The sequence below is a fragment of the Bradyrhizobium sp. ISRA464 genome (genome assembly GCF_029910095.1).
Taxonomy (GTDB): domain Bacteria; phylum Pseudomonadota; class Alphaproteobacteria; order Rhizobiales; family Xanthobacteraceae; genus Bradyrhizobium.
In genome coordinates, this window is sequence record NZ_CP094526.1 from 5,611,750 (window position 1) to 5,637,079 (window position 25,330).

Annotated in this window: 23 protein-coding genes and 2 pseudogenes; 9 read left to right on the plus strand and 16 right to left on the minus strand. The window is 60.0% G+C overall.

Annotation, left to right across the window (positions count from 1 at the left end; translation table 11 throughout):
- Window positions 1–277: 277 nt before the first annotated feature.
- A complete protein-coding gene (locus tag MTX19_RS26175; RefSeq protein ID WP_280979966.1) occupies window positions 278–1,636 on the minus strand; it encodes an O-antigen ligase family protein in 1,359 nt (452 codons plus the stop codon).
- A 297-nt stretch (window positions 1,637–1,933) separates the two neighbouring features.
- Between MTX19_RS26175 and MTX19_RS26180 the strand changes: the two are divergent.
- The 7 genes and pseudogenes from MTX19_RS26180 to MTX19_RS26210 all read left to right on the plus strand — a co-directional run.
- Window positions 1,934–2,119: pseudogene (locus tag MTX19_RS26180) on the plus strand (WecB/TagA/CpsF family glycosyltransferase); the annotation flags it as partial.
- Entirely contained in the window at window positions 2,116–3,531 is a 1,416-nt protein-coding gene (locus MTX19_RS26185) for a lipopolysaccharide biosynthesis protein (RefSeq protein ID WP_280979967.1), read from the plus strand. The pseudogene MTX19_RS26180 and the gene MTX19_RS26185, both read left to right, overlap by 4 nt.
- Before the next feature lie 58 nt (window positions 3,532–3,589).
- Window positions 3,590–4,369, plus strand: coding sequence for a polysaccharide deacetylase family protein (locus MTX19_RS26190; protein WP_280976797.1), 780 nt, complete (start codon window positions 3,590–3,592; stop codon window positions 4,367–4,369).
- Window positions 4,370–4,480: 111 nt separating this feature from the next.
- On the plus strand, window positions 4,481–5,668 hold the full coding sequence (locus MTX19_RS26195) for a glycosyltransferase (protein WP_280986140.1): 1,188 nt from the start codon (window positions 4,481–4,483) through the stop codon (window positions 5,666–5,668).
- Window positions 5,635–5,814: pseudogene (locus MTX19_RS26200) on the plus strand (transposase domain-containing protein); the annotation flags it as partial. The gene MTX19_RS26195 and the pseudogene MTX19_RS26200, both read left to right, overlap by 34 nt.
- Before the next feature lie 414 nt (window positions 5,815–6,228).
- Window positions 6,229–7,206 (plus strand): Wzz/FepE/Etk N-terminal domain-containing protein, encoded by a 978-nt coding sequence (locus MTX19_RS26205; protein WP_280979969.1) that lies wholly within the window; start codon window positions 6,229–6,231, stop codon window positions 7,204–7,206.
- A 260-nt stretch (window positions 7,207–7,466) separates the two neighbouring features.
- Window positions 7,467–8,108, plus strand: a complete 642-nt coding sequence (locus MTX19_RS26210) for a phosphatase PAP2 family protein (RefSeq protein ID WP_280979970.1) — start codon at window positions 7,467–7,469, stop codon at window positions 8,106–8,108.
- Between the two features lie 136 nt (window positions 8,109–8,244).
- Here the strand turns inward: MTX19_RS26210 and MTX19_RS26215 are convergent, their stop codons facing one another.
- The 9 genes from MTX19_RS26215 to MTX19_RS26255 all read right to left on the minus strand — a co-directional run bounded on the left by MTX19_RS26215 (window position 8,245) and on the right by MTX19_RS26255 (window position 17,614).
- Window positions 8,245–9,579 carry a Gfo/Idh/MocA family oxidoreductase gene (locus MTX19_RS26215; RefSeq protein WP_280979971.1) on the minus strand — a complete coding sequence of 445 codons (1,335 nt, stop codon included), beginning with the start codon at window positions 9,577–9,579 and terminating at the stop codon, window positions 8,245–8,247.
- A gap of 6 nt (window positions 9,580–9,585) precedes the next feature.
- Window positions 9,586–10,149, minus strand: coding sequence for a dTDP-4-dehydrorhamnose 3,5-epimerase (gene rfbC / locus MTX19_RS26220; RefSeq protein WP_280979972.1), 564 nt, complete (start codon window positions 10,147–10,149; stop codon window positions 9,586–9,588).
- Between the two features lie 20 nt (window positions 10,150–10,169).
- Window positions 10,170–11,252: a GHMP kinase gene (locus MTX19_RS26225; RefSeq protein WP_280985535.1), complete on the minus strand. Its 1,083-nt coding sequence runs from the start codon at window positions 11,250–11,252 to the stop codon at window positions 10,170–10,172.
- Between the two features lie 30 nt (window positions 11,253–11,282).
- Window positions 11,283–12,350 (minus strand): SDR family oxidoreductase, encoded by a 1,068-nt coding sequence (locus tag MTX19_RS26230; protein WP_280979975.1) that lies wholly within the window; start codon window positions 12,348–12,350, stop codon window positions 11,283–11,285.
- Window positions 12,343–13,602 (minus strand): HAD-IIIA family hydrolase, encoded by a 1,260-nt coding sequence (locus tag MTX19_RS26235; RefSeq protein ID WP_280979976.1) that lies wholly within the window; start codon window positions 13,600–13,602, stop codon window positions 12,343–12,345. Before MTX19_RS26235 ends, MTX19_RS26230 begins: the two co-directional genes overlap by 8 nt.
- Entirely contained in the window at window positions 13,602–14,237 is a 636-nt protein-coding gene (locus MTX19_RS26240) for an SIS domain-containing protein (protein WP_280979977.1), read from the minus strand. Before MTX19_RS26240 ends, MTX19_RS26235 begins: the two co-directional genes overlap by 1 nt.
- 112 nt (window positions 14,238–14,349) lie before the next feature.
- Complete coding sequence (locus MTX19_RS26245; protein ID WP_280985003.1) at window positions 14,350–14,682, minus strand: hypothetical protein; 333 nt, start codon at window positions 14,680–14,682, stop codon at window positions 14,350–14,352.
- Between the two features lie 29 nt (window positions 14,683–14,711).
- Entirely contained in the window at window positions 14,712–15,905 is a 1,194-nt protein-coding gene (locus MTX19_RS26250; protein ID WP_280979978.1) for a glycosyltransferase, read from the minus strand.
- Window positions 15,906–15,943: 38 nt separating this feature from the next.
- The gene (locus MTX19_RS26255; protein WP_280979979.1) at window positions 15,944–17,614 is read right to left on the minus strand and encodes a GMC family oxidoreductase N-terminal domain-containing protein; all 1,671 of its coding nucleotides are present in this window, start codon (window positions 17,612–17,614) and stop codon (window positions 15,944–15,946) included.
- 699 nt (window positions 17,615–18,313) lie between these two features.
- Here MTX19_RS26255 and MTX19_RS26260 point away from each other — a divergent pair.
- Window positions 18,314–19,663, plus strand: coding sequence for an oligosaccharide flippase family protein (locus MTX19_RS26260; RefSeq protein WP_280985536.1), 1,350 nt, complete (start codon window positions 18,314–18,316; stop codon window positions 19,661–19,663).
- A gap of 206 nt (window positions 19,664–19,869) precedes the next feature.
- Window positions 19,870–20,979 (plus strand): glycosyltransferase family 4 protein, encoded by a 1,110-nt coding sequence (locus MTX19_RS26265; RefSeq protein ID WP_280985537.1) that lies wholly within the window; start codon window positions 19,870–19,872, stop codon window positions 20,977–20,979.
- Between the two features lie 69 nt (window positions 20,980–21,048).
- On the opposite strand, the gene MTX19_RS26270 is transcribed toward MTX19_RS26265, so the two are convergent.
- From MTX19_RS26270 to MTX19_RS26295, 6 genes are all read right to left on the minus strand, one after another.
- A complete protein-coding gene (locus MTX19_RS26270) occupies window positions 21,049–21,963 on the minus strand; it encodes an amidohydrolase family protein (protein WP_280979982.1) in 915 nt (304 codons plus the stop codon).
- A 106-nt stretch (window positions 21,964–22,069) separates the two neighbouring features.
- Complete coding sequence (locus MTX19_RS26275) at window positions 22,070–22,474, minus strand: recombinase family protein (RefSeq protein WP_280979983.1); 405 nt, start codon at window positions 22,472–22,474, stop codon at window positions 22,070–22,072.
- A 290-nt stretch (window positions 22,475–22,764) separates the two neighbouring features.
- Complete coding sequence (locus tag MTX19_RS26280) at window positions 22,765–23,487, minus strand: TylF/MycF/NovP-related O-methyltransferase (protein WP_280979984.1); 723 nt, start codon at window positions 23,485–23,487, stop codon at window positions 22,765–22,767.
- Window positions 23,488–23,597: 110 nt separating this feature from the next.
- The gene (locus tag MTX19_RS26285) at window positions 23,598–23,732 is read right to left on the minus strand and encodes a hypothetical protein (protein WP_280979985.1); all 135 of its coding nucleotides are present in this window, start codon (window positions 23,730–23,732) and stop codon (window positions 23,598–23,600) included.
- Window positions 23,733–23,785: 53 nt separating this feature from the next.
- Window positions 23,786–24,784: a UDP-glucose 4-epimerase GalE gene (gene galE, locus MTX19_RS26290; protein WP_280979986.1), complete on the minus strand. Its 999-nt coding sequence runs from the start codon at window positions 24,782–24,784 to the stop codon at window positions 23,786–23,788.
- On the minus strand, window positions 24,781–25,254 hold the full coding sequence (locus MTX19_RS26295) for a hypothetical protein (RefSeq protein WP_280979987.1): 474 nt from the start codon (window positions 25,252–25,254) through the stop codon (window positions 24,781–24,783). Before MTX19_RS26295 ends, galE begins: the two co-directional genes overlap by 4 nt.
- Window positions 25,255–25,330: the final 76 nt, after the last annotated feature.

Genomic DNA, 25,330 nt, shown 5'->3' on the forward strand with positions numbered 1-25,330 from the left:
GTCAAGGCTGCCGACAGGAGCAGTCGCCACCTCCCCGCTGTTGAAGAGGGTTGGGAGCCGTCTGGCGCTGTCCACGGCGGCCGGGATTGAGGTACCCGGCCCGACCTCAATTGCTTCCCGCGGACATGAGGCGTCAGCACAAGACATCAGAATAGGTAAACTGAGCAGGCACCCAAGGGCCGGTCCCGCGAGGGACCGCAACCGTGTTCTGTGCCGGTCAAACGGCAACCAATCACGTCATAACACATCGCGGCCTCTCGCTAATCGCGGAGCGCATTCAGCTGGCCGTAACCCTGAACCCCCGCCAGACCGGCTCGTGATGTTGCGCGCGATAGACCATGACCGAGCCTATTCCGAAGCCGATCAGGCACCAAAACCAGACTCCCTGCACGGGCGCCTCAAGCGTGACGTCGAATGTAGCATTGATGACAATCGCCATGACATAACAGGCGATGAAAAGGAGCAGAGCGGCCCAGTCGGTCTGCCCGCGGCGGCGAGCGATCCACATCGTGCGCATCATCATACCGAGCCAGGAGGTGAGGAAGGCCCCCCACAGCGCCAAGCCCGGCACGCCGGCCCGCGCCAGGATCGTCATGTGCACATTGTGCGGACTTCGGAGTGGACGTGTTAGTCGGTGGTTGTCCGAAATGCCAGCCGCCTCGGCCAGATTCAATCCGAACCCGCGTCCGGTCCAGAAATATGGACCGTAGACCGTATTGTTGACAATCGCGTTCCACCATTCCACGCGCCATTCCTTCGTGCCCTCGGTCTGCTCTTGCCCCTCGCCGGCCATGCTCACAATGTTGTTGACAATCTGCCGCGTGCTGATCGGACGCTCTATTGAGGAGGCCGTCTCGCGATAGTGAGTGAAAATCGGCTCGAGGACGTAAGCCACAGCAAAGATCCCCAGCCCGGCCACAAGAACGATTGCCAGTTCGCGTATCTTCCCGAGCACGAGGGCCGCAAACGTGACGGGAACGGCAAAGGCAAGCATACCGCCGCGACTCTGGGCGCAAACCATCGCGAGCGCCGCGACCAGAAGAGCAATCCACGGCGGCGTCGCCTTGCGAAATCCCACAACGGCGAACACCGCAGCTCCGGCCAAATGCGTCCCAAGCTCGCTAGGTGCAATGAGAATTAGGGGAACATCTGTTCCGGGCACATTCGGAATGTAGTTCTCCATGAAATGATTGAACGCGAAGATGAAAGGAATGGCCAGAACATAGATCTTCGAAAATCCGCCATAGCAACGAACTATCGTATTGATGCGGTGCGGGTCCTCCAGCAGGAGCGCGATGATGATGAAGGCGAAGCCTCCGTACATGATCACGACGCTGTCGCGCAGCGCATCGAAGCCATACATGCCAACAAACGGCAGCGTGCGCAGCATCACCCAAGCCATCGCCGCAGCAAGGAAGAGGCTCGGCAGACTCGCAAGTGCAGCGATGAGGCAGCTGGTCCGCAAAAAGATGATAAATCCGGTGAGGAGGGCTATCTCTCCGATATAGAGGGGCGGAAATCCGAGGTATGCAAAGCCCTTTCCAATGAACGCGTATCCGAGCAGCACGCCCCAGAGCAGCAAGAGATAACGGTCGCCCAAGTTGACCGGTCGTAATGTGCTAGAAACGTAATCCATGCGTTTTCCAGACCAACGGACACAAGAGCTGCCGCGCATGAGCGCGACGTGGCTGCCTCAGCTGCTTGTTCGGCGACGGCCGTCCGAACACTAGCGGCCCGGCGCGCGCGGTCCCGGTCAATTTGTGGCTAGGCTAGTTCTTCATGAGTACTCCCTTCTGGACGCATCATGACTACCCCCCGCTCATGCACTATTGCCCCCTATGAGCAGTTATCAATCGTTGTCCTGTCAATCATCATGCGAAGGCGCATTGAGGCGCGATCGGCCTCGCAGAGACCAAGCGCCAGGCGCCTCCTCTGGATGCAGCGAAACGGACTTGAATGGCTGTTTCGGCGGTGCTCGGAACCGCGCCGCCTATGGCGTCGCTATGCCTACGCGGTCCCCGGCTTTCTTGGCGAGCCCCTGCATCGTGCAATCGGAAGCAGCGGAGGGAGATCGCTGCCTGAAGCCGGGGAAGCGCCACCTGGGAAGGAGGAAGGTTGAACTGGGATTTGAAAGACAGCCTGCGGATCACGGAACTGCGCACCCCCTGGGCAACTTGGCAAACGCACGCCTTGGCCCTGGCAGATCAGGCGGTGGTGAGCGGTACCAGCTTTCTCACAATGGTCGTGGTCGGCCGCTCGACCTCTGCGAGCGAGCTGGGGCTTTACTCGATCGCAAGTTCCCTGCTGGTCGCGTTGGTTACAATCCAGGATTCGCTGATCTCGCTCCCTTACACGATCCAGCGGCATCGGCCGCTGGGAAAGCCGGCTGAACACTCGAACAGTTCGCTCAAACTAAGTTTTCTGCTGTCGGTACTTTGCATTGTCGTTCTGGCCCTGACCGCTCGGGGCCTGTCCTCATGGAACGCAAAGGCCAAGCTGGTGGCAATGATCTGGGCGCTGGCGGCGGTGGCACCATTCGCGTTGTTGCGAGCATTCTGCCGGCGGTTTGCTTTCGCGCACTTCCAGATGAACCAAGCGCTGATCCAGGACACTGCAGTGGCCGCGATCCAGCTTGGTGGACTCGGCGCGCTGGCATGGACTGGGCTGTTGTCCGCCACCACGGCGTTCGCCGCAATCGGCGCAGCGAGTGCTGGGATCGGTGTCGTTTGGTTGTACCGCGCGCGCGCCACTTTTGCGGTCCGCGGGGACAATCTGCCGGAAACGATGCGGCAAAGTTGGAATCTGGGAAAATGGCTCTTAGCCAATCAGCTGATCATGGCAGCGCAAACTAATGCCACCTACTGGCTGTTGGCATCGGCCGCTGGCACGAGCGCGACAGGTGTCTACGCCGCGTGCATGAGCATCGCCTTATTGACAAACCCTCTGATCATGGGGCTTAGCAACATCTTGGCTCCGAGAGCCGCCTTGGCCCTCAAGGAGGGAGGTGGCGCGAGGTTGCGGCGCGAGGTCATTCAGGAATCGCTGGTGCTTGGCCTAGTGATGGCCTTGTTCTGCATCGTGGCCCTGTTCGCCGGCGAGCAGGTTATGCATCTACTCTATCACGGCAAGGAGTACGAGGGGAACGGCCACACCGTCACGGTCCTGGTCCTGGCGACGCTGGCGGGGGGTATGGGGATGCCTGCTTTCAACGCCCTGGCAAGCGTTGAGCGTGCGCGTGAGAGCTTCTGGATCGGTGCATTCGGAGGCATTCTCGCCGTTGCTCTCGTCTGGTGTTTGGTGCCCGGGTGGGGCTCGTTGGGGGCCGCCTGTGGATTCCTGGTGGGCACCGCGATCCGGGCGGCGGGAAGGTGGCTAGCGTTCTTGGCCCTCGTCCCGCGGCACGGCCCGGAAGCGGTTCGGAGAACACTTCCGGATGCAGGTCCGAGGACGATCGGCTCGGATTCCATCTCTGCACCGCTGAAGCCGGTGCTCTCCCGTCCCATGGACGCAAGAATTCAAGACCGAACTTGAGAGATCCGGTCCGAACTAACTGTTCTGCCAGCAAAGCAATGAGTGTCGCGCGGTGACTATGAAGCAGACATACATCACGACCAGTTGGGACGACGGTCATCCATTGGATTTGCGCGTGGCGGAATTGCTCACGAAGTATCGCCTGCACGGCACGTTTTACATACCGAAGGCGGCAGAGAGCGGGACGATGACGGCGGCGCAGGTCCGGGAGCTGAGCTGCGCTTTCGAGATTGGCGCACATACCCTCCATCATGTTGTTCTCACCAGTACCACCGACCAGCAGGCTTGGCAGGAAATCATCGGTTCCAAGTCTTGGGTTGAAGAAAACACCGGTCTGCCGTGCCTCATGTTTTGTCCGCCGACAGGCAAGTATTCGAATTGTCACCTGGAAATGGTCCGAAAGGCCGGCTACCTCGGCTTGCGCACCGTCGAGATGGTTTCTCTCGACTTCCCACGACAGAAATCTGGACTCATGTTGCTGCCGACCACGATTCAGGCTTATCCGCACAGCCTCCTCGCCTTCGCGAGGAACAAGATCAAGCGGGCCGCCTTCGGCAACATGTGGCGGTTTGTTGCTCACGGCTGCACGACTGAGTGGCCGACCTTGGCGCGATCCTTGTTGCGTCAAGCCCTCACATCCGGCGGCGTGTTCCATCTCTGGGGCCATTCATGGGAGCTGCAGGAAACCGGCCAGTGGCAGCGTCTGGATGAAGTCCTGCGATTCATGGGTGAGTTCGCGAGCCAAGCCCCCGCGCTTACAAACGGGCAAATCTGTCTGAAGGCTGCCTCCTCCCACGAAACAGCGCGAGCGGGAGAACTCATCAGAAACGAACGATGAAAGCTGGCCCCAACGGGATCAATGTTCCCGCGGCCGAGACTTGCCCACGATACAGTCTTCGTCGGGATATCCTCTGTGATGAAAATTCTGGTAGCCCACAATTTCTACAAGATGCCCGGTGGTGAAGATCAATGCGTGGCCACCGAGGTCGCCATGCTCAGAGCGCATGGGCACGAGGTGACGCAATACTGCATGCGCAACGAATCGATCGATTCCATGAGTCGCCTTGACCTCGCCTCACGCACGATCTGGAGCCGGCCGGCGTTCCACGAGTTGCGACAGCTGTTCCGAGCGCATCGGCCGCAGATCGCCCACTTCCACAACACGCTGCCTCTGATCTCACCGGCCGGCTACTATGCGGCACGGGCGGAAAATGTGCGCGTCGTCCAGACCTTGCACAACTTTCGTCTTCTCTGCGCCAATGCGCTTTTGTTCCGTAACGGAGAAGTCTGCGAAGACTGTCTGGGAAAATCGATTCCCTGGCCGGGCATCGTCCACAAGTGCTACCGCAACAGCCGCGCGGCGAGTACTGCCATCACGACGATGCTCATGACACATCGAGTACTGGGCACCTGGCGGAAGGCGGTCCATGTATACGTCGCGCTCAGCGAATTCTCTCGACGCAAACTCGTCGAGGGGGGCCTCCCCGCGGACAGGATCGTGGTCAAACCCAACTTCGTCTACCCGGATCCTGGCCCCGGTGCGGGGACGGGCGGGCATGCCGTGTTCGTTGGGCGATTATCAGCAGAGAAAGGGGTGGGCACGCTCCTCGAGGCTTGGCGGCATCTCGGTGGCAGTCTGCCCCTGAAGATCATAGGCGATGGTCCAATGTCCGCGATGGTCCAGGAGGCCGCGGCGAACGACGCCTCGATCGAATGGTTGGGAAATCTCCCGCTCGAGGCGGTTTTTAGGTTGATTGGAGAAGCGGCATTCTTGGTGCTGCCATCCCAATGCTACGAGAATTTTCCCCGCGTCATCACCGAGGCGTTTGCAAAAGGCACACCGGTGATTGTTCCCAAGCTGGGGTCAATGGCCGGGCTGGTCGACGATAACCGCACGGGGCTGCACTTCAAGCCGGGAGACCACGTCGATCTCGCCGCGAAGGTGCATCGGCTCCTGGCGGAGCCGTCACAACTGCCGCCGATGCGGCAGGCCGCTCGCCAGGAATTCAACGACCAATTCACCGCTGACGCCAACCATAAGATGCTCATGGAGATCTATGAGCGGGCCCTCTGTGGCCGCCCCAAAGTCGAGCGCGGGGCCTTGGCGCCGGGCATTGGGCCACTACCGCCTCACTGATCGAGACCTGCAAACTCAACGATATCAATCCGCTCGAGTATCTCGCCGACGTCCTCATCAGGATCGTCAACGCCCACCCCAACAGCGATATCGATCAACTGCTTCCGTGGGCCTACCCGCGTCAAGACCTGAAAGCCGTGGCCTGAAAAGCGACGCTTACGTTGTAAACGAGGACATCGCGGACAATCGGCAAGTGAGCGCCGCGTCGAAGGCGGAGCGACACCACCGCTGGTCTGTTTCTGGGACTGTTCCAGGCCGGGGATCGTGGCGGGAAAATGCCTTGGCGCCGAACCAGAATGCCAACGCGACCGCCCTGCAATCCAGGGGCAAGTCTGAAGGCTGCTAACGCGCAGCGGCGGCGTTGAGTTGTGCGCCAACCAGAAGGTCATTCGGGTTACCCCCGCTGCAACCCTTTTTGATGCGGATTACCCCCAGGGAGCCCTTTTCATCAATCTTCATCGGGCGTTCACTTCTATCAGTTTGGGGCAACCCCAGACTGAGCGGTATGTCTCGTACCGCAGCTGAGACCTGTCATCCTTAAGGTAACAGGAATATCCGGAATGACGGTTCAACTCAAGATCGAGACGAAAGAGACCGCTGACTTGCCCGCCCATTATGAGCAACTCGCGCATGACACACTGCGGGTCCTGTGGCAACGGAAGTTGCTGATCTCAGCGATCCTCGTCGCGGCCGTTTTGCTCGTGTCAGTCATGCTCGTGCTATTAGGGCCACGTTATTCGAGCGAGGCCATCATCGAGTTCGATTTCAGCCGCGAGGCGCCGACCGCCGGTGCGCAAATCCAACCGACCGCCTCGGTGGAGGCTGCGGCCATTGTAGACAGCGCAGCGCGCGTCATTCGCTCGCGGGCGACCGCCAGCGCGGTGGTGACTCGGCTCGGGCTCGACAAGGATCCTGCTTTCGCGCGCCGGTCAGCCTTCTCGTATGTCCAATCAGTGCTCGGTTCGTACGTCCAATCAGTGCTGGGTCTGGAGGCGGCGGCGACGCCGTCGCCCCACGACCTTGCAGTGAGTGAGCTCATGCGGAAGATCACGGTGACAAACGAGCTACGTAGCTATCTGATATCGATTGCCGTCACTACAGGAGATCCGGAACAATCCGCCAATCTCGCCAATGTTGTTGCGGTGGAGTACCTTCGAGGCGAATTGCTGCAACAGCTGACCGACGCAAAAGCCTCGGCTGAGCGCGACCTAAATCACCTTGCTTCGCTCTACGGCGTACGCCACCCGAATTACGTGAACGGCCGGACAAGGCTCGAAGATTGGGACGCGCAGTTGAGGGCCCTGCCCGGGTTGCCAGCCGATGACGTGGTCAAGCTCGTGAGGGGGCTGTCGCTCCTTACTGCCGAAAAAGTCATGGTTCCCTCCGGCCCCAATATCACGTTGATCCTCGGGCTTACCATTGCCGCCGCGCTCGGGGTGGGGATCTGGCTGGCTCGGTGGCTTGGGCCGCGCAGGCCCGTCCGGTCGCAGCGGCTCGCCGTCCTGGGTGAGCAGTTTTCAGGGCCGGTCCGCGGATAATCGATTTGGCTTTCGGCTTCCTTCACGGGGAGTGGGTCGCCACTGAACAACTGCGCCGATGTTCGATCCGTAAAGCCGCTGCGAGAGATTCGACGCGCCGGCAGGAACCATAGGGAGCGGATCTGATGCGAGCGGTCCCCCATCGCCGGTGCCTGGCAAATGCAGCTGCGTTTTCGCTTTTGTTTCTCGGGAGCGCCATACTGGCACTGTATCCGGATTGGTTGAACAGGCCCGTCGCAAAGGCCATCAATAGTCTCACAATGGACTGGCAGTTCGCGAATGCGCTTGCCTTCAGTGTCGCATATCCAATACTGCAGGGTTTGGCCGTAGTATCGCTGGTCTGGTGTTGCTGGTTCTCTGGCATCAAAGCGGAATTGCGAGCTCACATAGTCAGTGGCACCTTTGCGGCCATCCTTGCTGGGCTCATCGCTCATCTATTGCATCGAACGCTGCCCTCATCTCCGCGGCCCATTTTCGATCCACTGCTTCAACTTCACGTACCGGCCGTCCTTGGCGATATCGACACCCTGAGGACCACCTCATCTCCTAACTCGCACACTTTTCCGAGCGAGCGTGCGACCATGTTCGCGGGCTTGGCAATTGCCGTGTTTCTAATTCGACCCAAGCTTGGATTACTCGCGCTTGGGTGCGCGATGTTGGCGGATGTTTCGCGCATCTACTTAGGACTTCACTACCCGACTGACATCATAGGAAGCTATTCCCTGGCCGCTGCTATGGTGTGGCTTGCGCAAATGCAGTGGAGTTCTGAACTGGGTCTTCGATTCGTCAGATGGGAACGTATCTCCCCATCGACCTTTTACATGTGTGCTTTCCTTGCGTCCTACCAAGTGGCCACCGCGTTCCAGGATTTGCGCGATCTTGCGGGCATTCTTCTTCCGTAACCGGCACGACGCGCCCATCTCGCCATGAGGTTCGCCTGCGATGCAGCCTGGCATGAGCTTGATATGTGGGTATCCGTTCGGCGTAGGCCGCAGGGTCACCGCTTAAGCAGTCCAGGGTTTTCTTTGTAGATCCAGCTTAGGCATTTACCGTAGCCTCAGAGCGTATGGATGACGGGCTGCCGAAAAAGAGGGTGTCTTGCTCCCGGCGCAGGGCGTCGCACAATCGGCTCACCGGAATCTCGACGTCATCGTATCCGAGCACGTGGTCTCGCGTGACGTTCCGCCGAAGACGACAGCCTTCGGCGAGGCCGATCGGAAGAAGGCGCTCGGCGTGAACGACCTGCGCGTTCTCGCACAAGCCGTAGGTCATGTAGTGGCCAAGCCCGTCCAGGACCTCTCCGGCCTTGAGATCCCTCTTCGCGGCTGCAACCACGTCGACGTGCGGCGCGCCGAGCGGAGTGATTGCTGCATCTCGGAAGATCGCCGCGCGGGCAATCGTGAACGGGACTTCAAAGTGACAAAGATGATAGGGCCAGTAGAAGCAGTAGAGCGGGCCCGCTCCCATCTTGTAGAGCGATAGGTAGTGCTTCTCGATCGTATCGTTTGTTGTCCCAAGTACGAATACGCCTGGGTTTGGCATAGCTCCGACGCAGTAATCCACGATACCGGGACCCTCGAGAAGCTCGTCGATCGGGTACCAGTTGACCGCTTCCTGGATCGGGGTGCCGGCCTCGACGACGGGACCGTGCATCCCGCGCCTGGCGACCCGCATGCCCGTTGCATTGGCAACGATCGCGTTCTCGAAGGATATCTTGGTGCCGTCTGCGAAAGACGTGACCATCGGGGCCTTCATCCCCCATCTTCTGGCGAACCCCTCCTGGGTTGTGGGATTGCGGTAGGGGTCGTGCAGACCTTTGATGTTCCCGCACAGAACCGGCCTGATGCCCAATCCCTTCACCCACCGATACAGGTTCATGATGACGCCTGGCTGGTCACCTTCCGTGTTCGTGATGACGACCCCGGCGCGGTCGGCATAAACCTTCAGGATCGGGCCGAGGGTGCCGTCGAGTTCAGCGTTCATCATGACGACGTGCTTAGCTCGGGCGATCGCCCGCATGACCACATCGGCCGCGAATTCGATCGTACCGGTGACCTCCAGAATCGCATCGATTCCATTAGCGTTGCAAAGAAGCATTGGATCGTCGGTGATCGCGTGCTGGCCCCGGGCGATGCAGTCGTCCAGTTCGTCCACGCTGCGCACATGTGTGACATTGCTCTCGCCGGATTCGGCGTAGGCCCTACGGGCTCCCTCAAGATGACGGTTGGAAATCGCCACGAGTTCCATGCCCTTGGTATAGTGCAGCATCTGACGCACGATGCCTCTGGCCATGAACCCGGCGCCCACCATTCCCACCCTGATCGGGGTGCCGGCCCGTTTCAGCCGCTCGAGCTCGCGGTCGACGATGAACATGGCTGTCTACTCCTGATCGGCGGTCGCGACGAGCCTGCGCTCGTCCACAAAATCAGGCCAGCTGCAGTCCTTTTCGGAGATGACGGCGGGCTCGGCGGGCCACTCGATGCGAAACGCCGGATCGTTCCAGCGCACACCCCGCTCAGCGGCCGGCGTATAGAACTCAGATACAAGATACGTGACCTCCGTCTCGTCCGCGAGGGTCAAAAATGCGTTCGCGCAGCCTTTCGGGACGAGGAGCATGCGGTAGTTTTCCGCACTGAGCTCGACCGCTATGTGACGCATAAAGGATGGCGAGTCCGGCCTCAGATCGAGCATCACGTCGTGCACGGCGCCGCGAACGCAGCGTAGGAGCTTGTCCTCCTGGTACGGGGCGACCTGGTAGTGGAAGCCGCGCATCGTGTGCTTGCGGCGGTTGAAGGAGATATTCATCTGGACGATCCGGTTGGGGAGGCCGCGATCGTCGAACTCCTGGCTGCACCAGCCGCGGGCAAAGAAGCCGCGGCTGTCCGCTCGCTTATCAAGTTCTACCGTATGGGCGCCCTCGATTTCGGTGGTCTTAAAAATCATCGGATCCTCCGAGACCAGCCTCACCCGGCCGGGTAAAGCACCCGCGAGCCGTGTACCTCGTACCCAAGCGACACCAAGGGGAGGTCCGAGAGCGCCTGACGCACCCGCTCGCGTTTCTCCGGCTTCACGATGAACATGAGGAAGCCGCCACCGCCGGCGCCGCAGAGTTTGCCACCTTCGGCACCTGCCTCAAGGGCTCGCGCGTAATAGCGGTCGATCTCCGAGGTGGTAATCTTGGAAGCAAGACCCCGCTTCATCACCCAGCCGCGGTGAAGAGCCTCGCCCACCTGCTCGAGCTCGATGTGGTGACCGGAGCATAGGGCACGAAACTCATAGGCGTCGTTGCGCATGTGCCGCAGGACGTCCAGGTTTCGCGACGTGTTGCTCCTCTGCTCGGTGAGCACCGAGGCGGCCGGGCGCTGATGACCGGTCCAGAACATCATGATGTTGCTGAACAGGTGGGCAGCGGAACCGTTTCGGACCGGCTGCGGCTCGACCGTAACGCGGCCGCCGCGCCCGAACCGAAGCAGATTCAGGCCGCCGAAGGCGGCGGCGTATTGGTCCTGCTTGCCGATCGGCTCTTTAAGAACCTCCATCTCAATATAGCAGGCCTCTTCAGCTAGTTGACCCGCGGTGACGCGCTCGCCACGGAAGGCGTGGAGCGCGTGGAGCAACCCCACTGCAAAGGAGCTCGATCCCCCCATGCCGGTCGAGGCCGGCATGTCGGCAACGGTACTGATGAAAATCGGAGGCTCGATGCTGAGAAATTTGAGGCACTCGCGGGCAATGTTGTTGTCAATCTCCGCAATAGTGTTGACCTGCTCGGTGCGCGAGTAGTTGAGCCGGATCGGCTCGTTGAAGAGGTCGCTGTGGCGCTTGACAGTGACGTAGACGTATTTGTCAACGGCCGCGCTCAGGACGGCGCCTTCTTCAACCTCGTAAAACTCCGGCAAATCCGTGCCGCCTCCTGCAAAGCTGACGCGCAGCGGAGTCCGCGTCATGACGATGCTGGTCGGACGCCAGTTGGCGTAAGCAGGTCCGTGCCCCTCCTCATCGAGGATTACGGATGCAGGCTCGAGTTCACGCGTCGATAGAGTTTTCACTGCGCTCGGCCTCCTACCCTGTTGAGAGACTCAGGCTCGATTTCGGCTCACATTGGCTCTGATCTCAGTCCACCTGAGCGACTCGTCGATCGATCCGCTGTCGAGCAGATGCCGCAACCAGCTCAGACGCGTAAAACGCTTGTCCGTGAATACGCCATGCTTCAGACCGATTCTTTGGAACGCGGTATAAAGCTCCTTCGCTCCGTCCCTCGCCGTCCAACGGAAGCGGAATCCCGGAAAGGTTCGCTTGAACTTGGCAAAATCCGCCTTGTAGGTGCGCTGATCCGCGCCGGGCTGCGGCACGCTCGCGAGTTCGCAGCCGGGAACCCTTTCCGCCGCAATCTGCCCGAGATCACGGATCTGGTGATTGAGTTCGTCCGCACCGATGTTGAAGGCCTCGTTGTGGACAGCCTCTAATGGCGCCTCGAGCACCGCCTGAAACGCGCGCGCAACGTCCTGGACATGGACGACTGGTCGCCAGGGTGTGCCGTCGCTTTGGATCACAATGCGGCCAGTCGTAAAGGCATTGCCCATGAAATCGTTGAGGACTGTGTCGAACCGCATCCGCGGCGAGAGGCCGTAGACAGTCCCGTTGCGGCAAAACGTCGGAGAGAAACGATCATCGGCGAGCGCGCGCAGCGCCATCTCCGCCTCGACTTTGGAGCGGGCGTATTCGGTGCGCGGCGCGAGCGGCGCATTCTCGTCGACAACCGCCTCTTCCGACGTCCCGTACATGATGCAAGAGGATGAAAAAATGAAGCGCGGGACGCCCGCCTGCTTCGCGAGTTTCGCAAGCCGGATCGTCCCCTGCCAGTTGATCTCCCGCGTCCAGGCTTCGTTCAAGTTGCCGATCGGATCGTTGCTGAGTGCCGCCAGATGAATCACCGCGTCGAAACCGGCGAGTTCCTTGGCGGTAACCTCTCGTAGGTCCTCGCGGATAGTCGGGACGTCAGCGAGGTCGGGGACAAGTGTGCAGACAGAGAAATATCCGGTGTCGAGACCAACCACGTCGAAGCCTTGGCCCTGGAGCCAAGGCGCCATAACCGATCCGATATAGCCGTTGTTGCCGGTGATCAGGATCCGCTTGTTGTTAGGCATATGCGGGGGTGCCTTTCCGTTCAAGCAGTTGTCGGGTGACGTCGAGGAGCGAGCACGCACTGGTCACGCGACGGAAGGGGCAGTCAGCCGCCGCCGCAGCCGCGGCGTCGCGCTCGTCGTCGCCAACAAATAGCGTGCGCGTGAGGTCAAGGTGGAAGTCCCGCTGGGCTTGGTAAAGGAGGCCGGGTTTCGGCTTGCGACACTCGCAACCGTCTCCCCAATCGTGCGGACAATAATATATTGCGTCGATGCAGCCTCCCGCCTGCGCGATCTCACGCTTCATGCGGTCATGTACGGCTTCGAGGTCGGCCTCGTTCATAACGCCGCGACCGATGCCGGGTTGGTTGGAGGCGACAATTGTGCGGTAGCCCCGGTCGTGCAGGAGCCGCAGTGCCTCGAGAGAGCCCGGGCACCATGTCCACTCACTCCAGTTCCGTACGTATTGCGCCGGCGGCGGCTTGTGGTTGAGCACGCCGTCGCGATCGAGGATCACGGTTGGCTTGCGCCGCATGAAGGCTTCCGTTGCCGGGAGTCGCTCCAGCGAGCCGACGCCGTAATAGCGGTGATCGCTCAAATACGCCGTGAGCCGCCCCTGTTGAGCGAGCGGCGTATAGATCGCCTCTTCGAACAGCGTGTCCTGCTCGGGTAGCAGCGCGAGGGCGAGGTCTGTAAGGATCGCGTAACTGATTTCGACCTGCTGCAGCCCGGGGGTCGTGCGCAAACGATCGAATACGCTCACGTGGCCGTCGTGGTCGAGGAGGACGCTGCCTCGGGAGTAACCGTCCTTGTTGCCGTAGACGGTGATCAAACCGGGCTTCCCGGCCTCGCGGAACCGCGCCCACAGCCGGTTCATCTGCATCGGCCAGTAGTTGTCGCAGTACAACAGCAGGAAGCAAGGATCGATCAAGTGCCGAGCAGTCGCCACTCGGCTGCTGGTCAGTTGGTCGGGAGCCGTTACCGAGTACTCGATGTGCACACCCCAGTCACGACCATCGCCGAAATGGTTCTGTACGACCTCGGGCAAATACCCCAGGAGGATCAGGACTCGTTCAAAACCCTGGTCGCGCAATTGCTCGATCTGGTATTCTAGAAAAGGGCGCCCCAGAACCGGCACCATCGGCTTAGGCCGATCATCCGTGATCGGCCGCATTCGGGTGCCACGTCCACCGGCAAGGATGACCGCCTGCGTCGGCCGATCATAGATCCGGCCTTCGATACGCGCGTGGAGGGAAGTGTCGTCGAGGGCGGCCATTAATTAGGACCTGGTCTGTCGGCAACGAGGCACCTTGTGGCCGCGTGACAGATCGCTGAATGGACGTCCTCGACGAGCTCGTACCTGCCCTTCTCGGTCTCGACGCACACTGGCTCGTCGACCAGACCCTTCAGCACGCCCCCATCAAATCCGAGTAGGGCCACGGTGGTGAGCTTCAGCCTTCGCGCCAATTCGACCGCGCGTACCAGGTTCGGGGAGTTGCCGCTCGCAGAGATGCAGGTCAGCACATCTCCCGGGGTCGCGAAATTCTCAAGCTGGCCCGCGAACGCCCTCTCGTAACCTTCGTCGTTTGACAGAGCGGAGAACCAGGACATGTTGTCAGATAAGCACATGACCTTTAACGGTCGGCAGCCCGAGCGTTTGGTTGCCTTGCCAAGGTCATTCACCCAGTGAGAGGCGGTTGAAGAGCTACCGCCATTGCCGGCGATGTAAATGAAGGCCCCTCGGTCGCGGGCCTCACGGAAAATCCCGACTAGTCTCTGGACCGCGTACACTTGAACTTCAGCCAGCACGCGGCGCACATTCTCAAAATGCATCGAGATGACGTCTGATGTCTCCAGTGATGTCGAAATCACCGGCGGCACATGTGGTGATTCAGACCGAATTGTGCGCATACGCCCGGTTCTCCAGGGTGAATAATGGCTCGAACCTCTGGATCCATTAGACGCCAGATCTTGCTGCCCGACACCCACTCTTTGGGGGTAGGCCGGATTGGCCAGCACAAGATCATTGCGGCCAAATAGTTCTCAGTGAACAAGCCTCTAAGCGATTGAGCGGGGAGTCTGTTTTCGGATGCGGGGGCATTTGCGAACCATGATTCTGCGGTGCATCGGAGGAGACCATGCGGCCGAAGAAGCACCAGACGACGGGGCCGAACGATCGACGGCGCCGGCTACGGCCCATGCCAAGCAGTTCAAGCGGCATCGGCGGCAGTTGCGCATCCTGCGCAGCCGGCTGGGCCGGATCATCCGCGACATCCGTTGCAAGATCGAAGGTGAAGCTGCGCTCGAAGAGGCGTTCGCGCTCCCGCAGCGACGATGCGCAAAATCCCCGCCGCATCTTCATCTCGGGCCAGAAGCACGGGTATCTCAGGCGGCTGCGCTATCGGGCGATGGCGACATGGCGGCGGCTGCGACTTCGCTCAGCCGGGACTTGCGATCGTGGAGCTGCGGAAGCGGCTCCATTCCGATTGTGGCCAAGATGTGCTCCCAGCGGTAGACCCAATCGTGCCGTAGCAGGCAACGCACGGCGTTCGTCCGGCGCACGCGCTCTATCCGCTCGGGCTGCGCATCCAATTCGTCGATCACGGCGGCGATATCGCTTGACTGTGGAGAAACCTCAATCACCGCATCTGGCCAATCGAAGCACTCTCGGAACTCGGCGCATTGCGGCGTGGTGCCAAGGATGACGGCGCCCCCGGCGGCACCCTCGAACAGACGTGACGGCAGGACCTGCTCGCCTACGATCTTGTGCGATTTTGCACCCACTACTGCCGCGGGACTGAAGCCCATGAAGTAACGGGTGCGCTTGATAGTGTTGGCGAGAAGCAGTCGATGCTCCCGCCAATCCTTGACCTGGGAATCGCCGCTCGAGAGCGAGTCATAGAGATAGAAGAAATTGCGCCGTTCAGCCAGCGCCACCAATTGCCGATGTAGTCCCGTTGCGCGATTGCCCATCGAATATACATCGACGACCCGCTCGGGCGGCGACGGATACGGTGTGGCAATCAGGCAATCGACGCCCGTCGCCAGAAAGGAACAGGGAGCGGACGTGTATGGGGAAAGGCGCGGTACGCTTGCGCTGTGAAGCAGAAACACGTGGTCGAACTGGTCCAACAGTCTCAAGTAATGGCTGTCCTGTTCGAGTGTGCTGGACCAGAGCTCGAACAGATATGCCACGGCGATCTTGCACCGACCGCGCCAATTTTGGATGCGCGAGAGCTCAACGAAACTTTGCGGACTCCAGGCCACAAAGAAGAAAACGTCGTAGTTCTGGTCGAGCTCGACCCGCTTGATCGTCGGCGCGTTCTTCAGTCCAAGCCCCTTACGGACACCATTGACCAGCCTGTTGAAGTCGCGCTGGACGTTCAGACTGTCGTGAGGTGGCAGAATGCCACTGAGATACCTCGTCAGGTAGTTGTCGATGCCAGGCGCGACGAGGTCTGCATGATCACATTCGGTGACGATACGGCAGAACTCGTAGGACAATGCGAAGTGAGCTCGATCTTTCGCGTTAAAGTCAGAAGCAACGAGGATTCGTCTCTTCAAGGACAGGTCCTCCATGTTACCTTTTTGGCCACCTCTAGCCTCTGGATTGCGATCTACCCCTGTACGGCCGGCTGAGCCGGACGCTGGACCCAGTCGGAGGGATCAGAATGCATTGCGGGCAAAGGATGCCGTCCCAGAATCATGTCCGCGGCCTTTTCTGCGATCATGAACACAGCCGCGGACGTGTTGGCGGAGGGCACAGTGGGCATTATCGAAGCATCCGCTATCCGCAGGCCGTCCAAACCGTGGACACGTAATTGATCATCGACGACCGACGCCGGGTTGTCCTGCGGGCCCATTTGGCACGTCCCGCACACGTGATATGCTGTCAGTCCAGCTTCCCGCGCGTATTCTAGGCACTCGGAGTCGTCCGTGACCGAGGGACCGGGCAACTCCTCCCCGCAGTAGTAAGGCTGAAGCTCTGGGGCGCCGAGCAGCCGCCGCACCGTCCTGATGCCGTCGACAGCAACACGCTGGTCCCTTTCGTCCACGAGATAGTTGGGCTGAATGATCGGGGCACGGAAGGGATCGGGCGAGCACGCGCGGACGAATCCGGTGCTGTTCGGCCGCAGCTGATAGAATCCGGGCTTGAGGACGGGAAAACTTTCCAGGGTGTGGTTCGTATAATTCCCAATGGCAATATCCAGCTGAATATCCGGAGTGGAGGAGAGATCCCGCGAATTGGCGAAACCGTAGACGAGAGACGGACTAACGGCGAGAATGCTCGGACGGCCGAAGGCCCATTTGGCGCCTTCCCGAAGCAGAGCAAAGCCGTGCCCGCTGATCGTCTTGCCCTTCACCCGGACGATGAAATGGATCATATAGTGGTCCTGCAGGTTCGCGCCGACGCCAGGCAATTCATGCAGGATCGGAACACCAAGGTCTGCGAGCAATGCTGGTGAACCGACCCCTGAAATCTGCAGCAGCTTCGGCGTATTCGTAGCCCCGGCGGTGAGGATCACCTCGCGACGTGCTTGCAAGTCACGAGCAGGACGGCCAGGTCCTTGCGCGTACCGAACCCCGATCGCGCGCTTTCCCTCGAACACCACCGCAGTGGCTTGAGCTCTGGTCCGAATCTCCAAGTTCCTCTTCTTGGTAACTGGCCGCAGAAATGCCCGCGCCGCACTTACGCGCCAGCCGTTCTCGATATAGCGCTGATAGTACCCGACCCCCGCCTGCCTTGCGCCGTTGTAGTCGGAATTGTGCGGCAGTCCGAGGTTGTGCGCAGCCTCAATGAAAGAATCGCAAAGCGGGTGTTGCCAATCGCAGTCCGTGATGGGAAGCGCTCCTTCCAGGCCTCGGTACGTGGTATCGCAGGTCCCGATTCTCCGTTCGGTTCTTTTGAAGTACGGAAGCACGTCAGCGTAGCCCCAGCCCCGGTTGCCCCGGCGGGCCCAACCATCGAAATCCTCGTAATGGCCCCGGTTGTAGTTCATTCCGTTGATCGCGGTCGAACCACCGAGCGTCTTGCCCTGAGGGATCGGTATGGCGCGGTTTGCCGTCGCTGGGCTCGGCTCCGTTTCGAACTGCCATGCGTATTTCGGAATTGATGAGGCCTTGTAGACCCCGGCGGGGACACGCAGGAAGACACTGTAGTCGGGCGGGCCCGCCTCGAGCAGGCAAACAGTGCAGTCTTCTGCGGCCGCGAGCCGATTGGCCACCACGCACCCCGCGGCCCCGGCGCCGACAATTACATAGTCGAAAACCTCTGTTTCCGCCGACATTGTTTCTACCCCACGGGTTCCACTGCACGGAGAATGTTAGCGGATGGGTCTTCGCGTCACTTGGCTCATCGGTGTTACCCCTTCGGAGCGCTTTTTGAGATTGTCATTCGCAGGCATGCTCCGGAGTGCCGCGCGGCTCACCATGAAAGAGGGCCCCCGGGGGGTGATCGGCATTGCTTCACTCTCTAGGGTGCGGTGCGGCTCACGGCTCCGAACGTGTTCGCCAATGCAGCGCAAGACGCTGTTCACCAAGCTCAGATTGGCGACGCCTGGGACGTGTAACCGGGCGTGTCCAGAGGCAAGCCATGAACTTCTTTCGGCAATCGCGACGCGGGCTGACCTCCCGGACGGCTCTCTGCTCGTCACGACGTCAGCGGATGGTGGCCATCCCCTCAGAGATTGGTATCGCGGAGTCGCTCAAGGAGCATGGGCTGAGCAGGATTCTTCCCACTTCTGGCGCCATTTCAGACGCCAAGCCGGTCATGCGGTTGGCTGAGATTGCTGAATACGGGCGGGGATTTGAGATCAGAGGCTACACCAAGGACCACATCAGCCTCACCAGGATCGCTCCGCGTTTAGCCCCGCATCAGATTCAGCCAACAAGCGCAGGCTTGAGGATCTCCTTGGTCGGGACGTCTGCGGCTTCGCCTGCCTGGACGGAGTCAGGACTTATGGGACTTCCCTCAGTGAGGACTGCTTATGAGCCTGCGTAAGCAAGCGGCCAGTTTAGCCATTATGCATGCGGCGGACGTCCTGCAGCCCCTTCTCATTCTGCCATATGCCGGCAGGGTTCTGGGGCCCCTTCAGTTTGGACAATACGCATACGCCCTGAGCGTCGGATGGCTCGCAGCCACGATCGTGGAGTATGGTTTTCATTGGACTGCGCAACGTGCGGCGGCGTCCGCCCGGCATGAGCCAGCCGTGATCGCCTCTCTCTTCGCGGAGGTCGCTGCCACGAAAGCTATACTGTGCTTCGTGGTGACGCTCGCTGGCGTCGCTGCCCCGGACGGCCTCCTCGCTGTCAGCAAGCCCATGTTCTTGTGCGCCATGCTGACCTCAGTGGGAGGCATCCTGTTTCCGACCTGGCTGTTCATCGCTCTGGAACGCGCATGGCAAGCGGCCGTCGCGGTGGTCGTCGGCCGCAGTTTGGCTCTGGTGTGCTTCCTGACGATGGTGACCTCGTCCGCCCAAATCGAACTTGCGGTGGCGATTCAGAGCTCGATACCCCTGGTCGCGGGCCTTGTCAGCCTGCCGTTCATCGTTCCCATCGGCTTCAGCGGCTTCAGGGCCGTGACACCGTCCACGGTTGGAATGCAGCTTCGCAACGGCTGGCGAGGATTCCTCTTTACTCTTGTCGAGAGGCTGTTCGTGACTCTGCCCGTTCCGCTTGTCGAGCATTTTGCGGGTTACGTTGCCGCCGGGCACTATTCGATCGCCGAGAAGTTCGTGAGCGCCACACGGCCTTTTTTCAGAGCCATGTGCGAAACGCTTTTGCCCAGAGTCGCATATTGCGCGCACCACGACCCGGAAGCTGGGCTCGTTCTGATTCGGCGTTCCCTGCTGACCCTCGTCGTTGGTGCGGCACTCAGCCTTTTTTTGTTCTTTCTCGCCCCATATGTCATCCTCTTATTATTCGGCGAGAGTTTTTCGGGTGCGATCCCGATCGTTCGGGTGATGTCTGTCATTCCTATTCTAATAAACGCGAATACCTGCACGTCAAACCTCTATATGTTTAACTACGGCCACGAGCGCGCTTGGGCCTCTCTCAATGTATCAGGCTTATTGATATTCCTCGCCGTAGCATACCTACTTTCTCTCCAACTCTTGAACGCGGCCATCGCCGTCGCGATCGCACTAATCGCGAGAGAATGCTTCGTGCTGGTGGTTTCGGCAGGTTTCTTCTTGGTGTTTGGCACTGCCAGAGTGCGGATTCCCGCAACTCAAGGTGACGGCAAAGCGCGCGCAAGCGACGTTGCAGCGGGTTCCATGCTCGCGTCCCCCACCAGCGCCGTGCCGCCTTGGCGCGGTCAACTTCGCTCCGAACGCTAGCTCGACGTGCTTCCTCCAGGCTTACCGCCTCACGAGTTAGCCGAGGATCCTCTAGAGCCAAGCGATCCGGGTGGCGGCGTAAGCACCGCCGCACACGTGGATGGCTGCTTCAAGGCGGGCGTCACGAGCGTATGGAGTACTCCTCTGTTGACGGTTGAACCTATGCCCTTTGTAATTCACAATCGACAGACGGAAAGGTCGATCGCATGCGTGTTGTCCTCACTCGGCGCGAGGCTCTCGACTCGCCGGACGGCATCAATATTTTCATCGTATCGCTTGCTCAAGCCCTGTCCGATCTGGATCACGAGGTGAAGATCGTTGTGGGGAGCCTCCAGAGCCATGCGGAGTACCGGCGCCTTCTAACTCCTCGTCTCGATCTGCCGATCCTTGCATTGAGTCGCACGCCTTCGACGGGGCTTGCCTCCGTTGCGGCCTGGCTTCGCGCGAAGTGGATTATCGATCGCTTCAGGCCGGACCTCGTCATCCACAGCGAGGCAGTGCCCCTCCCGCTCCGCGGCACAATCGTCCAGGTTGTCCACAATCTCGAGCTTCGCAGTGGGCGACTTGCTCCGGTGTGGCGGATCATTCGGCGGTTCAGCACCAAGCGGTGCGACTACGTGGTCGCCACGACGACTGAGCTTCGTGATGAACTCGTCCGCGATCTTGGCATGCCACGGCACCAGCTTGCTGTGATCCCCAAATGCATCGACCTTCAGGCCTACCATGGGATTGACCTTGCAGCCCGCGAGCGGGCGATCCTCCATTCCGGGACCCTGCCCTACAAGGATCCCGGTGCCACGATTCGGGCATTCGGTGAGCTCGACGATCCGTCAGTAGGACTCTACGTTGCAGGCGACATCACTCAACCGACGCAAGCGGCGGTGGATGCTCTCCCGGATCGGATTCGCAAGCGCGTTACCCTCCTGGGTCCCGCGGATGGGCAGACGGTGCGGAGGTTGCATGGTCGGGTTAGGGTCGCTGCCTTCCCCACTCGCTATGCGACCCCTGTCGCGTCTGCAACTGTCATGGAGGCGATCGCTAGCGGAACGCCTATTGTCGGTTCTTCACGGCTCAGCCGGGATGTGCTCGTGAATGGCGTGAACGGGCTTGTGTCCGATACAGACCCAAGCGCGATGGCGATTGCGCTCAGATCCGTCCTGAACGATGACGCGTTGTGGTTACAGCTGTCCGCAGGCGCGCGCCGAATGGCCCAACGGTTCGATGCTTTTCGCGTCGCGCGGCAGTACATCGAACTTGCGTCTGCGACGAGCCCGCGGCAGCTACCGTCTTATCGACTGCGAAAGCGGTTCCGGTGACAATCTAATCAGCTCTGGGCGGGAGAACCCACATTCGCCGCAGCGGTTGTCGAGCAACGGTTCGTGTCTCTAGAACCCGTAAAGCCGAGCAGGGTTCTCCACCAAGATGGTGCGGCGGATCTCCGCGTCGGGCACCCACCTCGCAAACAGATTGAGAAGATGCCCGGTATCGACCGGAAGGTTGGGCGCGAGATCCGTGTTGGATCGACCAGCGACAGGGGTCGAGTCAACGTGTGGCCAACCCGAGCCCCATAGCAGCCGATCCGGGTTTGCGGCCAGAAGAGCCCGAACCACAGGTATGAGGTCCCCGTAGTCGGGAGCTTTCTTGGAGAGCCGATATGGTTCTGCGAGTTTGACATAGGCGCGCCCCGATTTGACCAGCGACAGCACCGCCTCGAAGCCGGGCTGCTGCACGCCACCGGCAACCCATCCGAAGTAATCGAGAACAAGGGGCACAGGGCACGCGGCGAGTTGCGGCGCGAGAGCTGCGACCACGTCGGGAGGTGCCGAGATGTCGAGGTGCCATCCCCGTACGTTAGCAAGATCGATTGCAGTCTGTAGGTGCTTTGCTGCAGCCGCCGGACGGAAGACGCCGGCGCCGCCGAGGAACAGCCGCATGCCGGTGATGCCACCCTTCATCATTGAATCGAGCCTCTCCGACGAAGTGGCCTTGTCGACCAAGGCAACGCCGCGCGCGCGATCTCGCCCGAGCTTCTCGATGGCAGCAAGAGTCACTGAATTGTCATTTCCATAGACGGTCGGGGTGACGATGACCGCACGTTCGATACTCAGGAATTTCAGCATTTCAACCAAGTCGTCGGCGGTCGCGACGGGAGGGGTGTAGTCCCGCTCCGGCGACATGGGGAATTCCTCCGGCTCGCCAACGACATGGACGTGCGCGTCGCAGGCGCCGCGCGGGACATCAAAAGCGACCGTTGTATTCGGCTTTGGGCCGGCGGCAGAAACCCGCTTCAAGTTGGCCATCGAGACGCATAAAGCGCTTGCGGTCTTGAATAGCGCTCGACGTGTCAGCATGGATCTCCAAAGCCTCGGTCTTACGTGGCGTCCCGCCGCACTCCGGAAATGGCCGTCACCGTCCGCGCCACCAACCGATACTCAGGTCCCACAGCACAGACCGCAGCGGGGAAGCGCCAAGCGACCAAAGGGGTGCCGATCCGAGGATCATACGTCCGGTCGTGGTGCTCGTGTCAATCGGCGTACCGAGGATGCGAAGGCCGACGCCCTTGCGGCCCAGCCGCTCGATGAGCGCCAGCACCCCTCGGGTCGAACGCGCCACTCGATAGGGTTTGGTGATCGCGATCACGTCCCCTTTCCGAGTGGACTCGATCGCCCGCTCCAACTCCGGCATCTTCCCGAAGACGCTGGCCTTCTCGCAAAAGTACTCCTGTGCCCCGATCGCGGCCAGATCGCGCTTCTGAGCGTCAAGTCGCTCGATGGGTTCGAGCGGACCAATGCGACAATAGCCCACGATCACGGACTTCCCCCTAGCAGCCACATACAGGCCCAAAACACGTGCCGCTTTGGACGGTAGTTCAGAACAGTCTCTCGCGGCAACCACTTTGAGCGAATCTACTTCCGGCGCAAGTTTCGGATTCTTGATGGGTTAGTCTGCACCACCGTGGGTGTTGAGGGTGATCACCAGAGCACAACTCAATACAACACTCTTTGACGGGTTTATTGCGAACGGACTCGCGCTGCGAGACCAGCGGTTTCGGCGGTGATGCTGGCACGCCCCCGTAGACTGACTGTCCAGCTAACCAAGCGCTACTTCACCAAAGTACGTCCGGTGTAGTCGATGCGATGAAGCAAAGGCGACATGCTCTGTTCTTCGAAGTATTGGTCTACAGCCTTTCGCGCTCCGGCCCAGTGCCCATAATCGTCAATGATGAGAACTCCGCCCGGTGAGAGCCGCGGGAAAAGGTGAACGAGTTCGTGATAGGTGGATTCGTACCAGTCCGTATCCAGTCGAAGCAGCGCAATTCTCTGCGGGGCCTGCTTTGGGACTGTGCTCTCAACCGGGCCCTGTACGTAATTCAGGAGGTGCGGCGGGTAGCCGGTCGACGCGACATTCCGCTTGACCTCGTCCAACGGGGCGACAGCCCAAATATGACTGGTGTCGCGGGACTCTGACGACAGCAATGTAGCGGCCGATTCGCCTCGTAGATCGCGGTCCGCATCGGTTGGCTGTGACATGCCTTCAAACGTGTCGAACATCCAAATATCGCGTAAATCTCCCGCATCTAAAAGCGTGAGGGCGCAAGCCATGACGCTGCCGCCCTTCCAGACGCCACATTCGAGGATGCTGCCCGGGATGCGATTGCGGACGACATATCGGACCGCTTCGTGCAAAGCGGAAACCCGTTCTGGTGTCGTCATGGTGAAGGGTTTGACTCTGTCGCAGAGGGAAATGGCTTCTGGGCTGAAGTCAGGGGGACAACCCGTCTTTGTGCGTGCGGCGATCGTGTATCCAGCCTTCTCGACCAGCAATCTAATCACTCGTCTCGCAACTCTTCTCATTCCCCCCTCCATTGGTCGGGGTTTCGCTGTCCTTTCTGCACTCGTAGCGTATTCAGATTGAGACTGGCCGCTTACAGCAACTAAGGAGTAACCCGGTTTCTCTTGCGTTCGGCGTGAAGCTCTTCATGCTGGCCGTACAGCCTGCCAAAATCGCGCGACAGATCCTTCAGCGCAGCGTCAACCAGGACGCGAATCGCACGCAGCAGGTGATCCACCAGACCGCTGCTCCAACCGCACGCAACTTTTCAGCAGCCTGTTAGTGGCCTCTCTAATGGATGCCGATCCCGAACGCATCTGCTGTCAACTTTTTCTCCCAGTTGTGAGCATGCTCAATCATCTTTGACAGATCGTCTAATTCTGGCCTCCATCCCAGTTTCATAAGTTGACGGCTATCTGCCACAATTGAGGCGGGATCTCCCGCTCGACGGGGCGCTTGGCGAATTTCGAAATCAACTCCCGAGACCCTCCTTACCGCATCAACAACTTCTCTGACCGAGTATCCTCGTCCATAGCCGCAATTAAGGGTTCGGGACTCACCACCGTCCCGCAGATGATCGAGCGCCGCAAGATGCGCACGAGCCAAATCGGAAACATGCACGTAATCTCGCACGCATGTACCGTCGGGTGTTGGATAGTCGCTGCCATAAATACTCATGCAGGAGCGTCGGCGAAGTGCCGTCTCAAGTGCCACTTTGACGAGATGCGTCGCACCAGGTGTCGATTGACCAAGGCGTCCGGCCGGATCGGCTCCGGCGACGTTAAAGTATCGCAGGGTCACATACCGCAGATTATATGCCGCGCTTGCATCACGCAGCATATACTCCGACATTAGCTTTGACCTTCCATAAGGCGAAAGCGGCGCTGGATCAGCTGTCTCACTTACGGGCGTAACGCTTGGGTTTCCATAAACTGCTGCAGTTGAAGAGAAAACAAAATGCTTTACGTTTCCTCTCACCGCAGCTTGTAGCAGAGCATGTGTTTTGACCGTGTTGTTGAAATAATAGCTAAGCGGATCGGCTACCGATTCCGGAACGACTATTTTGGCCGCGAAATGCAGGATCGCGTCAATCCGATGATTTTGTACAAGACGCAATACCAAATCCATATCTCCGACATCGCCGGCAGAGAAAGGGACACATGACGGAACTGCCGCCCTATTGCCAGTCGATAGATCATCCAAAACAATCGGAATCTCGCCCCGATCGAGAAAGGCGAGAACTGTATGGCCGCCGATAAAGCCAGCGCCCCCTGTGATCAGTATCGTCATTCGGTAACTCCCTTCGATGAGTTACAGTTTGGATCGAGATCGTGCCGAACCGAGGAGCTGGGGTGATCGTCGACAATGGCGCGGCGGGCCTGCGCCAGGTTCTGAACGTGTAGAAGCGATCTCCGAGTGGGTGCGGTAGGGCTTGCGACCGGCCATGCCGACCTGAGGAAGGGCTTTGCGAACGAGACGTTGCTGATGCAGGAAGTGTCGCGGCGCGAGAGCCCGACATGCTCCCTCGGACTGCGCGACGAACGATGCCGCTGGATCGCGTAAGGCATCAGGATGAGGGCGTCCCGCACCGCGAGCACCGATCCCAAGATGGAGAGCCCGATGGTGTAGATGCCGAGTTGACTGGGCTGGGTGTAGCGACCGACCAGCACCGTCGACAGCGGGCTGGTGCCGCTGACCACCGCCTGGTCCGCCAGCGCCAGGGCGTGTGTTCCGAAGATGACGCGCGTGATCGCGGCCACGCTGCTGCGCTCCGGTTTCCGGATTCTTCCAAGATATGGAGTTTCGGCTGCAGCAGCGCACCACGGTCCGCTCCAA

What these genes read in the sequence shown, in the direction of transcription:
- MTX19_RS26245 (WP_280985003.1), bottom strand. Translation starts at nt 14,682, where the DNA reads ATGCGGCGGGGATTTTGCGCATCGTCGCTGCGGGAGCGCGAACGCCTC.
- MTX19_RS26230 (WP_280979975.1), bottom strand. Translation starts at nt 12,350, where the DNA reads ATGCCTAACAACAAGCGGATCCTGATCACCGGCAACAACGGCTATATC.
- MTX19_RS26190 (WP_280976797.1), top strand. Translation starts at nt 3,590, where the DNA reads ATGAAGCAGACATACATCACGACCAGTTGGGACGACGGTCATCCATTG.
- MTX19_RS26205 (WP_280979969.1), top strand. Translation starts at nt 6,229, where the DNA reads ATGACGGTTCAACTCAAGATCGAGACGAAAGAGACCGCTGACTTGCCC.
- MTX19_RS26235 (WP_280979976.1), bottom strand. Translation starts at nt 13,602, where the DNA reads ATGGCCGCCCTCGACGACACTTCCCTCCACGCGCGTATCGAAGGCCGG.
- MTX19_RS26195 (WP_280986140.1), top strand. Translation starts at nt 4,481, where the DNA reads ATGCCCGGTGGTGAAGATCAATGCGTGGCCACCGAGGTCGCCATGCTC.
- MTX19_RS26210 (WP_280979970.1), top strand. Translation starts at nt 7,467, where the DNA reads ATGGACTGGCAGTTCGCGAATGCGCTTGCCTTCAGTGTCGCATATCCA.
- galE (WP_280979986.1), bottom strand. Translation starts at nt 24,784, where the DNA reads ATGACGATACTGATCACAGGGGGCGCTGGCTTTATCGGCGGCCATACA.
- MTX19_RS26260 (WP_280985536.1), top strand. Translation starts at nt 18,314, where the DNA reads ATGAGCCTGCGTAAGCAAGCGGCCAGTTTAGCCATTATGCATGCGGCG.
- MTX19_RS26215 (WP_280979971.1), bottom strand. Translation starts at nt 9,579, where the DNA reads ATGTTCATCGTCGACCGCGAGCTCGAGCGGCTGAAACGGGCCGGCACC.
- MTX19_RS26270 (WP_280979982.1), bottom strand. Translation starts at nt 21,963, where the DNA reads ATGGCCAACTTGAAGCGGGTTTCTGCCGCCGGCCCAAAGCCGAATACA.
- MTX19_RS26175 (WP_280979966.1), bottom strand. Translation starts at nt 1,636, where the DNA reads ATGGATTACGTTTCTAGCACATTACGACCGGTCAACTTGGGCGACCGT.
- rfbC (WP_280979972.1), bottom strand. Translation starts at nt 10,149, where the DNA reads ATGATTTTTAAGACCACCGAAATCGAGGGCGCCCATACGGTAGAACTT.
- MTX19_RS26250 (WP_280979978.1), bottom strand. Translation starts at nt 15,905, where the DNA reads ATGGAGGACCTGTCCTTGAAGAGACGAATCCTCGTTGCTTCTGACTTT.
- MTX19_RS26255 (WP_280979979.1), bottom strand. Translation starts at nt 17,614, where the DNA reads ATGTCGGCGGAAACAGAGGTTTTCGACTATGTAATTGTCGGCGCCGGG.
- MTX19_RS26240 (WP_280979977.1), bottom strand. Translation starts at nt 14,237, where the DNA reads ATGCGCACAATTCGGTCTGAATCACCACATGTGCCGCCGGTGATTTCG.
- MTX19_RS26265 (WP_280985537.1), top strand. Translation starts at nt 19,870, where the DNA reads ATGCGTGTTGTCCTCACTCGGCGCGAGGCTCTCGACTCGCCGGACGGC.